14 protein-coding genes are annotated in these 12,654 nt (G+C 58.9%); 7 read left to right on the top strand and 7 right to left on the bottom strand.

The window, feature by feature from the left end:
• Nucleotides 1–13: 13 nt before the first annotated feature.
• The 3 genes from mlc to AC6I79_RS10060 all read left to right on the top strand — a co-directional run bounded on the left by mlc (nucleotide 14) and on the right by AC6I79_RS10060 (nucleotide 3,594).
• The gene (gene mlc / locus AC6I79_RS10070; RefSeq protein WP_021506077.1) at nucleotides 14–1,231 is read left to right on the top strand and encodes a sugar metabolism global transcriptional regulator Mlc; all 1,218 of its coding nucleotides are present in this window, start codon (nucleotides 14–16) and stop codon (nucleotides 1,229–1,231) included.
• Between the two features lie 105 nt (nucleotides 1,232–1,336).
• The gene (gene bioD / locus AC6I79_RS10065; RefSeq protein ID WP_021506076.1) at nucleotides 1,337–2,038 is read left to right on the top strand and encodes a dethiobiotin synthase; all 702 of its coding nucleotides are present in this window, start codon (nucleotides 1,337–1,339) and stop codon (nucleotides 2,036–2,038) included.
• Nucleotides 2,039–2,217: 179 nt separating this feature from the next.
• Complete coding sequence (locus AC6I79_RS10060; protein WP_104092929.1) at nucleotides 2,218–3,594, top strand: nucleobase:cation symporter-2 family protein; 1,377 nt, start codon at nucleotides 2,218–2,220, stop codon at nucleotides 3,592–3,594.
• 51 nt (nucleotides 3,595–3,645) lie between these two features.
• Here AC6I79_RS10060 and osmV read toward each other — a convergent pair whose 3' ends face one another.
• From osmV to AC6I79_RS10040, 4 genes are read right to left on the bottom strand one after another with little or no spacing between them, the layout of a single operon-like run.
• Nucleotides 3,646–4,782 (bottom strand): osmoprotectant ABC transporter ATP-binding protein OsmV, encoded by a 1,137-nt coding sequence (gene osmV, locus AC6I79_RS10055; RefSeq protein WP_021506074.1) that lies wholly within the window; start codon nucleotides 4,780–4,782, stop codon nucleotides 3,646–3,648.
• A complete protein-coding gene (gene osmW / locus AC6I79_RS10050; protein ID WP_021506073.1) occupies nucleotides 4,782–5,429 on the bottom strand; it encodes an osmoprotectant ABC transporter permease OsmW in 648 nt (215 codons plus the stop codon). Before osmW ends, osmV begins: the two co-directional genes overlap by 1 nt.
• 9 nt (nucleotides 5,430–5,438) lie before the next feature.
• The gene (locus AC6I79_RS10045; protein WP_058774696.1) at nucleotides 5,439–6,365 is read right to left on the bottom strand and encodes a glycine betaine ABC transporter substrate-binding protein; all 927 of its coding nucleotides are present in this window, start codon (nucleotides 6,363–6,365) and stop codon (nucleotides 5,439–5,441) included.
• A gap of 16 nt (nucleotides 6,366–6,381) precedes the next feature.
• Nucleotides 6,382–7,098, bottom strand: coding sequence for an ABC transporter permease (locus AC6I79_RS10040; protein WP_021506071.1), 717 nt, complete (start codon nucleotides 7,096–7,098; stop codon nucleotides 6,382–6,384).
• A gap of 17 nt (nucleotides 7,099–7,115) precedes the next feature.
• Between AC6I79_RS10040 and AC6I79_RS10035 the strand changes: the two genes are divergently transcribed.
• Nucleotides 7,116–7,361, top strand: a complete 246-nt coding sequence (locus tag AC6I79_RS10035) for a hypothetical protein (RefSeq protein ID WP_125308735.1) — start codon at nucleotides 7,116–7,118, stop codon at nucleotides 7,359–7,361.
• Between the two features lie 119 nt (nucleotides 7,362–7,480).
• On the top strand, nucleotides 7,481–8,941 hold the full coding sequence (locus AC6I79_RS10030; protein WP_058774695.1) for an MDR family MFS transporter: 1,461 nt from the start codon (nucleotides 7,481–7,483) through the stop codon (nucleotides 8,939–8,941).
• 31 nt (nucleotides 8,942–8,972) lie between these two features.
• Here the strand turns inward: AC6I79_RS10030 and AC6I79_RS10025 are convergent, their stop codons facing one another.
• Both AC6I79_RS10025 and AC6I79_RS10020 read right to left on the bottom strand, forming a co-directional pair.
• Entirely contained in the window at nucleotides 8,973–9,269 is a 297-nt protein-coding gene (locus tag AC6I79_RS10025) for a DUF1161 domain-containing protein (protein WP_058769782.1), read from the bottom strand.
• Between the two features lie 52 nt (nucleotides 9,270–9,321).
• Nucleotides 9,322–9,657: a DUF1283 family protein gene (locus tag AC6I79_RS10020; protein WP_058758533.1), complete on the bottom strand. Its 336-nt coding sequence runs from the start codon at nucleotides 9,655–9,657 to the stop codon at nucleotides 9,322–9,324.
• A 133-nt stretch (nucleotides 9,658–9,790) separates the two neighbouring features.
• Between AC6I79_RS10020 and AC6I79_RS10015 the strand changes: the two genes are divergently transcribed.
• Entirely contained in the window at nucleotides 9,791–10,117 is a 327-nt protein-coding gene (locus tag AC6I79_RS10015) for a YnfA family protein (RefSeq protein ID WP_031279118.1), read from the top strand.
• A gap of 45 nt (nucleotides 10,118–10,162) precedes the next feature.
• On the opposite strand, the gene ydfG is transcribed toward AC6I79_RS10015, so the two are convergent.
• Complete coding sequence (ydfG, locus tag AC6I79_RS10010) at nucleotides 10,163–10,909, bottom strand: bifunctional NADP-dependent 3-hydroxy acid dehydrogenase/3-hydroxypropionate dehydrogenase YdfG (protein ID WP_058774694.1); 747 nt, start codon at nucleotides 10,907–10,909, stop codon at nucleotides 10,163–10,165.
• A 374-nt stretch (nucleotides 10,910–11,283) separates the two neighbouring features.
• Here ydfG and guaD point away from each other — a divergent pair, with 374 nt between their 5' ends.
• Nucleotides 11,284–12,642, top strand: coding sequence for a guanine deaminase (gene guaD / locus AC6I79_RS10005; protein WP_058774693.1), 1,359 nt, complete (start codon nucleotides 11,284–11,286; stop codon nucleotides 12,640–12,642).
• Nucleotides 12,643–12,654 lie beyond the last annotated feature (12 nt).

The following is a 12,654-nucleotide window of genomic DNA, read 5'->3' as shown; positions in this document are numbered from 1 at the left end:
CCGGGAGCAGGGCGTGAATCTGGACAGTCAGCCTGGCCATATTGACCAAATAAAACAGACCAATGCCGGTGCAGTGTATCGTCTGATTGACCATTACGGTCCGATTTCGCGGATTGAGCTGTCGAAACGTGCTCAGCTGGCCCCGGCCAGCATCACCAAAATTGTGCGCGAAATGCTGGATGCGCATCTGGTGCAGGAGACCGAGTTTCAGGAGCCGGGCAGTCGCGGACGGCCGGCGATAGGGTTGATCCTCGATACCCTGGCCTGGCACTATCTGGCTGTTCGCCTTCAGCCGGGGTTCATCACCCTGACGCTGCGCGATCTCAGCAGCCGCGCGCTACAGGAAGATCGCCTGCCGCTGCCCGCCAGCGCCGACACGCCGCTGCTGCAGACGCTGCAGGAGCTGGTCAACGCCTTTTTCATTCGCCATCAGCAAAAACTTGAACGTCTCACCGCTATCGCCATTACCCTGCCGGGACTGATCAACGCCGCCTCCGGCGTGGTGCACCGTATGCCGGGCTATGACGTACAGGATATGCCGCTGGGCGAAACCCTGGCGCAGCGCACCGGGCTGCCGGTATTTGTCCAGCACGATATCTCCGCATGGACGCTGGCAGAGGCGCTGTTTGGTGCTTCACGGGGTGCGCAGGACGTGATTCAGATTGTCATTGACGAAACGGTGGGCGCCGGGGTGATCAGCGGTGGTCAGCTGCTGCACAAAAGCGGACGCGCGCTGGTGGAGATCGGTCATACGCAGATCGATCCTTACGGCCAGCAGTGTTACTGCGGCAACCATGGCTGTCTGGAAACGGTGGCCAGCACCGGCAGCCTGCTGCAGCTGGCGGCACAGCGTTTATCGTCGCAGCCGGACAGCCAGCTGCACCAGCAGCCGCTGACGCTGGCCTCGCTGTGTGCCGCTGCGCAGCAGGGCGACCGGCTGGCGCGGGACGTTATTGCCGGCGTCGGTCATCATATCGGGCGCATGCTGGCGATGATGGTCAACATCTTTAATCCTCAACAAATTCTTATCGGTTCACCGCTTAACCAGGCGGCGGACGTGCTGTTCCCGGCAGTCAGCAGCACCATTCGCCAGCAGGCCCTGCCGGCGTACAGTCACGCTATTCAGCTCACGCCTGCGGCTTTTAACGATCCCGGCACGCTGGGCGGCGCGGCGCTGATCAAAGACGCGCTCTATAGCGGCCATTTACTGATAAAACTGTTGCAGGGCTAACGCCAGCCCGCCTTAAGTTTGCGCTAACGCAAGCTCTCGCCTGGGACAAATCCTTAAACTGCCTCCTTTGCAGGTTACACATCGCTTTAATGAAGGAGGAGAAAGGTGAAAACGATTTTTGTCACCGGTACCGACACCGCGGTGGGTAAGACCGTGGTTTCCCGCGCACTGTTACAGTGCTTTGCCAAAGCGAATCTGTGTGCCGCTGGCTACAAGCCGGTTGCCAAAAGCGCGCAGCACACGCCGGAAGGGCTCCGTAATAAAGATGCCGTACTGCTGCAGCAGGCATCCGGCCTCACGCTGAACTACAGCGACGTCAATCCCGTGACGCTGGAAGAGGATGAAATCAGCACCAGCCCGGCGCAGCGCATCGATTATCCGTTACTCAATCGCGGGCTGGCTGGCTTACAGGATCGCGCTGCACGCGTGGTGGTGGAAGGCACGGGCGGCTGGCGCAGCCTGATGAACGACTTACGGCCGCTGTCGCAGTGGGTGCAGCAGGCGCAACTGCCGGTGGTGCTGGTGGTGGGCATTAAAGAGGGTTGCATTAGCCACGCTTTACTGACCGCCGAAGCGATTGCCGCCGATGGCCTGACGCTGGCGGGCTGGGTCGCCAATCGTATCAATCCCGGTCTGGCGCACTATGCTGAAATCATTGATGTTCTGCGCGATAAGCTGAACGCGCCGCTGTTGGGTGAATTGCCTTATCTGCCGCGCGCCGAACAGCGTGATTTGAGTGGTTATCTGGATATTACGTTACTCGGGGGTGATGCGCTGCACAGCGAGAGTGCAAAGCCCGCCGCCTGATGAAACAAAATGCGGCATATCGCACGCAGCTGAATCCGGAGTTTCAGGAGCGGCTGCTTTTTTTTATGCAATAAACCTGTTTATATTCAATCATCTGTCCTGAATTTTTCCTGTCCGTTGTCGCCCTGGCGCGTTTCATGCATCAGGCAAACTGATAAATCGTTTGCCGGAGCCCTGCTATGTCGCACCCAGAAGAAGATAAAGGTTTGTTGTACGGGCTGGATGCCCGCATCGGTCCTGCACCGGCGTTCTTTGCCGCCCTGCAGCACGTGCTGGCCAGCGTGGTCGGTATCATCACGCCGCCGCTGATTATCGGTTCCGTGCTGGGGTTACAGGCCTGGATTCCGTATCTCATCAGCATGTCGCTGCTGGTTTCCGGACTCGGTACCTTTCTGCAGGCGCGCCGTTTCTGCGGCATTGGCGCAGGCATGATCTGTCTGCAGGGCACCAGCTTCGCCTTTCTCGGCGTCATTCTCTCTGCGGGGATGACGGTGAAAGCGCAGGGCGGTTCACCGCAGGCGATCCTCGCCATGATTTTTGGCTGCAACCTGATGGCGGCGCTGATCCCGATGCTGATTAGCCGCTGCATCACACCACTGCGTAAAGTACTGACCCCGGTGGTGACCGGTACGGTGATCACCCTGATTGGTATCAGCCTGATAAAAGTCAGTATCACCGACTGGGCGGGCGGGCATAACGCCCGCGATTTTGGTGCGCCGGGTAATCTGGCGCTGGGGGCGCTGACCCTGCTGGTGATTATCGTGCTTAACCGTTCCCACTCGCGCTGGGCGCGGCTGGTGGCGGTGGTCGCCGGCATTGGTGCGGGCTGCATCGCGGCGGCGCTGAGCGGTCATCTGCCGCTGAAGCCGATGGCGGAGACGCACTGGCTGGTGCTGCCTTCGCTGCTGCATTTTGGCTTTGATTTTAGCTGGACGCTGTTTGTGCCAATCGCGCTGGTCTCGGTGATCTGCGTGATTGAGGCGGTGGGCGACCTGACCGCCAACTGTCTGATTTCACGCCAGCCGCTGGAAGGCGACGGGTTTCAGCGCCGGCTGCAGGGCGGGATTCTGGCCGATGGCCTCAGCTGTCTGCTGGCGGCATTGTTCTCGGCATTTCCCAATACCACCTTTGCGCAGAACAACGGGGTGATTCAGATGACCGGCGTCGCCAGTCGCTACGTGGGGATGGTGATTGGCCTGATGCTGGTGCTGCTGGGCATCTTCCCGCTGGTCGGCAACCTGCTACAGCAGATTCCGCCGCCGGTGCTGGGCGGGGCAACGCTGGTGATGTTTGGCAGCGTGGTCGCCGCCGGTATTCGCGTGATGACGCAGGCCCCACTGGGGCGGCGTGAGATGCTGATTGTGGCGGTGTCGTTTGGCATCGGCCTCGGGGTGGAAGCGGTTCCGGACGTGCTGAAACAGTTCCCGCCGCTGGTCAGCAACCTGTTTGGTCATGCAGTCACCACCGGTGGAATTCTCGCTATGCTGCTGAACGTGGTGCTGCCGAATGAAGCTAAAACGGTTGCGGCGGTCGGCGCGGTCGAAGAGAGCAACTGACGCACAGTTTACCTTCAGAATCGCGCCCTCCGTGGCGCGGTTCGGTCGGGGTTACGGGTTAAGACGACGGCGCGTGCGGCCGGAGCTGAGGTAATCCGCGATGTAATCCTGCGAAATTTCGCCGCTGTAGCGACCTTCCTCGTCAACAATCGGCATCCATACCGTGTTGTGTTCATACAGCTTCGACAGCACCACGCGCAGGTTCTCCTCCGCTTTGCCGGTGACCTTAAAGGTGTGCAGCATCTCCTCGCAGCGGCCGGTGGCGCCGCGCGCTTCACGACGTTTGACAAAGCCCAGCGGTTTGCCATCTTCGTCGACCACCGTGACCGAACGCATGTCGTTGTCGTCCATGGTCGCGAACGCCTCCTGCAGCGGGGTACTGCGCTGCACGGTGATGGTCGGCTGCTGATCGGTGACGTCGCCCGCCTGCACCAGCAGCAGGCGTTTCAGCGTTCGGTCCTGACCGACGAACGAGCCGACAAATTCGTTGGCCGGCTGCGCCAGCAGTTCGTCCGGGCTGGCACACTGCACGATTTTGCCCTGGCCAAACACCGCGATGCGGTCACCGAGCTTCAGCGCCTCATCAATATCATGGCTCACCAGCATCACGGTTTTCTTCAGCTGGCGCTGCATATCGAGGAACTCGTTCTGAATCACCTCGCGGTTGATCGGGTCGACGGCACCGAACGGTTCATCCATCAGCAGTACCGGTGGATCCGCCGCCAGCGCGCGGATCACGCCGATGCGCTGCTGCTGGCCGCCCGACATCTCACGCGGGTAGCGATGCAGAAACTTCGTCGGGTCAAGCGCCACCATGCTCATCAGCTCTGTCGCCCGTTCCCGACAGCGTTTTTTGTCCCAGCCCAGCATGCGCGGCACCACGGTAATGTTCTCTTCAATGGTCATGTTCGGGAACAGACCAATCTGCTGAATCACATAGCCGATGTTACGGCGCAGCGTGACGGTATCCTGGCCGCTGGTGTCTTCGCCATTAATTAAAATCCGCCCGCTGCTGGCAGGGATCAGACGGTTAATCATCTTCAGCGTGGTGGTTTTGCCGCAGCCGGACGGGCCCAGCAGCACACACATCTCCCCGGCAGGCACTTCCAGGCTGACGTTGTCAACGGCATTGAACGTGGTGCCGTTTTTTTGCGTAAAGGTTTTCGTCAGGTTTTCCAGTTTTATCATTATCGAATCCCCTTAGGAGTCAGCGCCGACTGCAGACGGTGCAGCAGCCAGTCAAGAATAATCGCCAGTAAACAGATCATCAGTGCGCCGGCTATCAGCATACGCACATCGCTGCCGCTGATGCCGTCCAGCAGTTGCAGGCCCAGGCCGCCGGCACCGATCACCGCCGCAATCGCCATCACGCCGACGTTCATCACCACGGCGGTACGGATACCGCCAAAAATCACCGGCAGCGCCATCGGAATTTCCACCCAGCGCAGGCGCTGCCAGAAGGTCATGCCGATACCGCGACCGGCTTCGCGCAGCCCGGGCGGCAGATTTTCCAGCGCGGTATGGGTATTACGCACAATCGGCAGCAGTGAATAGAGAAACACCGCGGTAATCGCCGGCAGGGCACCAATCCCCTGACCGATCAGTGAAAACAGCGGAATCATCAGGCCAAACAGCGCAATGGTCGGGATGGTCAGCACGATGGTGGCGATGCCCAGCACCGGTGTTGCCAGCCATTTGAAGCGGACAATCAGAATGCCCAGCGGCACGCCGACGAGGATGGCAAAACCCACCGCCACCAGCACCAGCCAGGTGTGCTGCCAGGTCAGCGCCAGCAGCGTGTTCCAGTTATCCATGATGTAATGCAGGGTATCCATTGCGCCTCCTTACAGCATGTTTTTGGATTTGAGGAAATCACGCGCCACCTGCTGCGGCGACTGGTGATCGATATCGACACGCTTGTTCATCTCGGTGATGGCTTCATCGGTGATCAGCGGCGACAGCGCATTCAGCGCGGCCTCAAGGCCAGGATGGCTTTCCAGCACATCCTGACGCACTACCGGCGTGACGTTGTAACTTGGGAAGAAGTGCTTATCATCCTCCAGTACTTTCAAATCAAAGCCTTTTACCCGGCCATCGGTGGTGTAAATCAGTCCGGCGTCAACAAAGCCGTCGCGCACCGCGTTATACACCAGGCCGGGGTCCATCTGACGTATCTGCGGGCGATCCAGCGGCATGTTGTAAGCTTTCTGCAGCGGTTTCAGACCATCCGAGCGGCCGGCAAATTCCAGATCGAGACCGAGTTTCCAGTTGTGATCCGGATCGGTGTTGCGTACCTGTTCCAGCTTCGCCACCAGCTGCGACATGGTGCTGATGCCTTCGGCGTCAGCGCGCTGGCGCTGCATGGCAAACGCGTAGGTGTTGTTCATCGGGGCAGGATTGAGCCAAACCAGTCCCAGCTTCGCGTCCAGCTGTTTAACGGTTTTGTACGCCTCTTCGGACGACATCGGCTTGTTGATATGGTTGAAAATAATCAGCGAGGTGCCGGTATATTCCCACGTCATATCAATCTGCTTGTTGATCATCGCGTTACGCCCGATGGTGGTGGCGATGTTGGTTTTCGGGATGACCTGAAAACCTTTCTTTTGCAGCCACATCACCGTCATGGCAGACAGGATATGTTGCTCGGTAAAACTTTTGGTCGCCATCACGATGGGCGTGGCGGCGAGCGCGCTGTGACTGAGGGTTAAGGTGGCGGTCAGGACCAGCGCGGTGCGTTTGACCCAGCGCGCCAGCAGATTAGCAGTGGCCATAATTACATGCTCCGGGTTAAGCCGCAGAGTGCGGGCTGAGGACGCGTCCCAATGCTGCCAGCAGCATGTCGAGGATCAGGGCAAACAGGGCGGTGGCCACTGCGCCGAGGATCAGCGTCGGGAAGTCGTTGAGATAAATACCGGGGAAAATCAGCTCGCCGTAGCTGCTGGCACCAATTAAAAAGGCCAGCGGCGCGGTGCCGACGTTAATCGCGGTCGCGATGCGTACCCCGGCGAGGATCACCGGCAGCGCATTCGGCAGTTCAACCCGGCGCAGCCGCTGCAGTTTGGTCATGCCGATACCGTTGGCGGCTTCAATCAGCGACGGCGGCACCGCGCTCAGACCGGCATAGGTGTTGCGCACAATCGGCAGCAGCGAGGCGAGGAACAAGGCGATCAGCGCCGGGCGATCGCCAATGCCGACAATCACCATCGCCAGCGCCAGCACAGCCAGCGGTGGCAGCGTGTTACCGACGTTGAAGATTTGCATCACATATTCAGCCCAGCGACGGGCGAAGGGACGGCTGAGCAAAATCCCGCTCGGGATGCCAACCAGTAAAGCGCATAACATCGACCAGAACACTAAGTACAGGTGTTGCTGCCCAAGGTAGAGTAAATCCACCTTGCGGTCGCGCAGCGTATCCAGCCCTAATCCCCACACCAGCAGGGCTATCACCACCACGATGGCGAGCAGTGCCAGCCCGGCACGTCGGGCGAGCGATGCATTGTGCATAGCGTGCGTCTCCCTGATTGAAAAAATCGATTGATTTTATGACGTTATTTTCAGCGTACCGGCGTTATGCGGTGCAATACACAGACGAAAATCCAGCACGCTGTCAAATTGCAGTTAAAATGACTGTTTCCCGGCTTTTTCACAGTGAAAAACCAGAAACTGCCTTTAGAGCTATAGCAACGCTTGATGATCATTGCCAGTTTTCACGGCAAAATCAGGTAGATACAAAAGCGGTAAAACTAAGCGAAACCCGCATGAAATAAGGTGTCGCTCTACAATAAAAAAATTTCATCAAGATAGGTGACATTGTCACAAGCAGGCGCACACAGAGGAAACTGAGTCGGCGAAATTTCGACTAGCCTTGTAAGAAAAAGGGAGACGTATGACTGAAAGCGCACAAATACAAACGGAACATCGCCACTGGATTCTGATTGCCTGCATGCTGGCGATGTTTATGGCTGCCATTGAGGTCACCATTGTGGCCACGGCCATGCCAACCATCATTGCCGATCTTGGCGGTTTCGCGCAGTTTGGCTGGGTGTTTTCTATTTATCTGCTGACGCAGGCGGTGAGCGTCCCGTTGTATGGCAGACTGGCGGATATCTGGGGCCGCAAACGATTATTTTTCATCGGCGTAACGCTGTTTTTGCTGGGCTCGGTGCTATGCGGTTTTGCCCATAGTATGACGTGGCTGATTGTGTTTCGTGCCTTTCAGGGACTGGGTGCCGGGGCGATTATGCCGCTGACCACCACCATCGTGGCGGACATTTATTCGCCGCGCGAGCGCGCCAGCGTGCAGGGCTGGCTCTCCAGCGTCTGGGGTGTCGCGGCCGTCATCGGTCCGCTCAGCGGCGCCTGGCTGGTTCAGCACTTTAACTGGTCGGTGATTTTCTGGGTAAACGTGCCGATTGGTCTGCTCTCAATGCTGCTGCTGGCGCGTTTTCTGCCGGCGCGCGAACAGCATCAGGGCGCAACGCTGAATCTGACCGGCAGCTGCTGGTTGATGATCAGCGTCACCGCACTGCTGGTGGCGCTGCTACAGGCGGAAGCGCTGGGGTTCTGGCTGGTGCCGTTTCTGGCGCTGGCGCTGCTGGCCGGCTGGCGGCTGAAACATCACGAGCAGCGCGCCGATGCGCCGCTGTTTCCGCTGGCGCTGTGGCGCAGCCGCCTGATTGTGGCCGGCAATGCCGGGAACCTGATTATCGGGGCCACCATGATGGGCATCAGCGCGTTTCTGCCGACGTGGATTCAGGGCATTACTGGCGGCACGCCGCTGCAGGCGGGCAGCGCGCTGGCGATGATGTCAATTGGCTGGCCGCTGGCCAGTACGCTCAGCGGGCGCCTGATGCTGATCACCTCGTATCGCTTTACCGCGCAGCTCGGCGCGTTTTTACTGATTGCCGGCAGCGCGCTGCTACTGCTGCTGCGCGCCGACAGCAGCATCATGCAGGCCGGGCTGACGGCGTTTGTTATTGGCACCGGGATGGGCATGACCAGCACCACCTTTCTGGTGTCGGTACAAAATCATGCGCACTATGAAATTCGCGGCATCTGCACCGCCTCGATCATGTTCAGCCGAATGCTGGGTTCAGCCATCGGCACCGCGATAATGGGCGCGGTGCTCAATCTCAACCTGTCGTTGCGGCTGCCGCAGGCCAGCGATCCGATGCAGAAAATTATGGCACCGGAGAGCCGTCAGGCGCTGCCGCAGGAGCAGTTACACTTCTGGACCGGACAGATTGCCAGTTCGCTGCACTGGGTATTTGTGGTGGCATTGCTGATTGCGCTGCTGACGTTGTGGATTGCGTGGCTGATGCCGCGTCAGCGGCCGGAAGCGGAATAAAGCAGGGCGGCCGACCAGCCGCCCGAAGGGATTACTGTGCGGGAGCATCCTGCGAGCTGCCCGCGCTGTCCGGCACGCTGCTATCCGCATCGCGACCGTTTTTCTTGTAAACGATTTTCTGCGTGTCGTTTTCACAGTGGCCAACGACCTGACCGCCTGCCTGATCAACCTGATCGTTCGGCACGATATCCAGCGTAAAATCCGATTCCGCCACGCCATTGTTGATGATCTTTTTGCTGATGTCGGCGCGCACGCTTTCGCAGGACGCCTGCACCGCCAGCGGTAACGCCAGCGCCATTAGCAACACAACTGCATTACGTTTTTTCATCACTCACTCCTTGTTGCGTCATTCCCGTGAAAACTATAGCAGCTGGCGCGCATTACGGCGCCAGCGGACGGCCGGTGCGGCGATCGAGGCAGCGCAGGGTGTTCGGTTCCCAGTACGCATTAACGTTGTAGCTTTTTTCGCACGCGTCGCGGGTATCAAAGGCCCGGTCTGCCTTGTCGAACTCTTTCTCCACGCGGGTATTCACCTTGTTACGCAGGTTGCGCGTATCGTTCCACTGCTCTTTGCTCTGACGCGCCGCCTCGTTGCTGGCCGCGTTGTTGCCATCTTCAATAATCAGGCGATCCGTCTTAGCGACAGCCAGCGGCGCAGTCAGCATCACGCTGGCGGTCAGCGTGGTAGCGAGCAGGGCGGAAAACAGTTTTTTCATCGTCATTTCCTTTCGTTAACTCCAGCACAGCGCGCAGGGCGGCTGTCACAACACTGTCTGCCAGTATATCATCGCTGCTTCTTTGCTCACCAGCGGTGAGCGGTTTGTTTAACGATCAGAGAGACTTTGTATGCTGGTGAAAACCGCGCTGCTGTTTTTTATCACTGCGATTGCCGAGATCACCGGCTGTTTTCTGCCGTGGCTGTGGCTGAAGCGCGGCATGAGCGCCTGGCTATTGTTACCGGCCGCAGCCAGCCTGGCGCTGTTTGTCTGGCTGCTGACCCTGCATCCGGCAGCCAGCGGCCGGGTATATGCGGCTTATGGCGGCGTGTATGTGTTAACGGCGCTGATCTGGCTGCGGCTGGTCGATGGCGTCAAACTGAGTGCGTGGGATTGGGTGGGTGCGCTGGTGGCGTTCAGCGGCATGCTGATTATCGTTATCGGCTGGGGCAAGGCCTGAACCGGCCGCGCAGGGCGACCCGACGGGCCGCCACGCGCAGCTTGCTTATTCTTTAAACACTTTCAATCCGGCGGTGGTTTGCGTCACCGGCATGATTTCCAGCGTATTGATGTTGACGTGCTTCGGCAGCGTGGTCACCCAATAGACCGCTTCCGTCACGTCTTCCGCCGTCAGCGCGGTGGTGCCTTCGTACACCGCATCGGCGCGGCCATCGTCACCTTTGAAGCGCACGTTCGAAAACTCGGTGCCGCCCACCAGGCCAGGCTCGATATCGGTGACGCGCAGCGCGGTGCCGTGCAGGTCGGTGCGCAGGTTGAGGCTGAACTGGCGCACAAACGCCTTGGTTGCCCCGTACACGTTGCCGCCGGCGTACGGCCAGCTGCCGGCTATCGAGCCAATGTTGACGATGTGACCGACGTTGCGCTCTACCATGGCAGGCAGCACGGCGCGCGTCATATACACCAGCCCTTTGTTGTTGGTGTCGATCATATTTTCCCAGTCTTCAACGCTGGCTTTATGCGCCGGTTCGACGCCCAGCGCCAGCCCGGCATTATTAACCAGCACATCGATATCACGCCATTCGGCGGGCAGGGCGGCGATGGCTTCTTCGATAGCCGCGCGGTTACGCACATCCAGCTGCACGGTGTACAGGTTGTCGCCCAGTTCCTGTTTTAATTCCTGCAAACGCTCAGCACGGCGTCCGCTGGCGATCACTTTGTGACCTGTAGCAATGAAGCGGCGGGTGATACTTTGACCAAAACCGGCGGTCGCACCGGTAACAAAAATAATCATCTCACTGTTCCTTATACGATTTCAGGTTCTCTGCCACACCTTAGCATTAACCCCGCAGCGGCGCTCATGAAAAGCGTGAGCGGCGTGTTGCAGAATCTTTCCTGCACGGTTGCGGTGCAGCCCTGCACCATGAGCGTGCCCGATCAGGCACCTTTTCCCGGCGTAAAACGCCAGCGCAATGCGCAAGGGTAAAACCACGAACAGGCAATCGGTTACGCATACGATTGCCTGCAATTTTTGCGACGATAATCGCGCTGAAATTGGGTATTTATCTGAATTTAAAGTGATTGTTGGGTGGGCTTGCCTGGCATGCGGTTTGCAATATCTTTGCTATATCTATCTGAAACCTGCATTACACCCCTGAAGGAAGCGTCATGTCTGACTCTGTTGTAACCCGTCTGCGCGCCAGTTTTTTTGATTTCCCCGCGCTGGCCGACCAGCCCGATGGCCTCGCCGACCGGGCGCGCTATATTGAAGATGGTCTGCTGACGCTGCGCGACGGCAAAGTGGTGAGTCTGGAGCGCTGGCAGCCGGCACATCAATACCTGGAATCAACGCAGGTGATCGATCTGCGCGGCAAGCTGATCCTGCCGGGGTTTGTGGATACCCATATTCACTATCCGCAGACCGAAATGATCGGCGCGTTCGGTGAACAGCTGCTGGAGTGGCTCAATCAGTACACTTTTCCGGTCGAGAGCCAGTACCACTGTGCGGCGCACGCGGCGCGCATGTCAGCGTTTTTCCTGCAACAGCTGCTGGCCAACGGCACCACGACTGCGCTGGTGTTTGGTACGGTGCATCCGCAATCGGTAGACGCGCTGTTCAGCGCCGCCGAACAGCTGGAGATGCGGCTGATCGCCGGCAAGGTAATGATGGATCGTCACGCACCGCCGGAACTGACCGAAACGCCGGCGCAAAGTTATCAGCAGACGCGTGAGCTGATTCAGCGCTGGCACCAGCGCGGGCGTCTCGGTTATGCGCTGACGCCGCGCTTTGCGCCGACCTCATCGCCGCAGTTGCTGGAGAAAGTGCAGCAGCTGAAAAACGAGTTTCCCGATACCTGGCTGCATACCCATCTCAGCGAAAATCAGCAGGAGATCGCCTGGGTAAAAACGCTGTTTCCCGCCCATGACGGCTATCTTGATGTGTACCACCAGCATCAGCTCACCGGCAAACGCAGCGTATTTGCCCACTGCCTGCATCTGGAGGATCGCGAATGGCAGTGCCTGCACGACACCGACTCGGCGATGGCCTTCTGTCCTACCTCCAACCTGTTCCTCGGCAGCGGGCTGTTCAATCTTAAACGCCGCTGGCAGCAGCGCGTGCGCATGGGCATGGGCACCGATGTCGGCGCCGGCACCACCTTCAATATGCTGCAGACGCTGGGTGAGGCCTATAAGGTGGGGCAGCTGCAGCAGTACAAACTCAGTGCCGCAGAAGCGATTTACCACGCCACGCTGGGCGGCGCCCATGCGCTGGATCTTGATGACAAAATCGGCAACTTCAACCCCGGTAAAGAGGCGGATTTTGTGGTGATCGATCCTGCCGTCTCTCCGCTGCAGCAGCTGCGCATGGCCAACAGCGACGATATCCATCAGCGTTTGTTTGTCCTGATGACGCTGGGTGATGACCGTAACATCGCGCAAACCTGGGTCAACGGTAAGTGCGTGTGGCAGCGGGAAAGCCATACGCACGCGCAAGGTTGTTGCCAGGCGACGAAACTGCCAGGATAAAAGCATCCCGCC

This window comes from gamma proteobacterium symbiont of Scutellera amethystina, assembly GCF_059730845.1.
This window is presented reverse-complemented; position numbering and strand designations above follow the sequence as displayed.

Bases quoted from the DNA above. Each gene is read 5' to 3' on its own strand.
- AC6I79_RS10030 (WP_058774695.1), top strand. From the start codon at position 7,481: ATGACTGAAAGCGCACAAATACAAACGGAACATCGCCACTGGATTCTG.
- osmW (WP_021506073.1), bottom strand. From the start codon at position 5,429: ATGGATACCCTGCATTACATCATGGATAACTGGAACACGCTGCTGGCG.
- AC6I79_RS10060 (WP_104092929.1), top strand. From the start codon at position 2,218: ATGTCGCACCCAGAAGAAGATAAAGGTTTGTTGTACGGGCTGGATGCC.
- ydfG (WP_058774694.1), bottom strand. From the start codon at position 10,909: ATGATTATTTTTGTTACCGGTGCGACCGCCGGTTTTGGTCAAAGTATC.
- AC6I79_RS10025 (WP_058769782.1), bottom strand. From the start codon at position 9,269: ATGAAAAAACGTAATGCAGTTGTGTTGCTAATGGCGCTGGCGTTACCG.
- guaD (WP_058774693.1), top strand. From the start codon at position 11,284: ATGTCTGACTCTGTTGTAACCCGTCTGCGCGCCAGTTTTTTTGATTTC.
- AC6I79_RS10045 (WP_058774696.1), bottom strand. From the start codon at position 6,365: ATGGCCACTGCTAATCTGCTGGCGCGCTGGGTCAAACGCACCGCGCTG.
- osmV (WP_021506074.1), bottom strand. From the start codon at position 4,782: ATGATAAAACTGGAAAACCTGACGAAAACCTTTACGCAAAAAAACGGC.
- AC6I79_RS10020 (WP_058758533.1), bottom strand. From the start codon at position 9,657: ATGAAAAAACTGTTTTCCGCCCTGCTCGCTACCACGCTGACCGCCAGC.
- AC6I79_RS10040 (WP_021506071.1), bottom strand. From the start codon at position 7,098: ATGCACAATGCATCGCTCGCCCGACGTGCCGGGCTGGCACTGCTCGCC.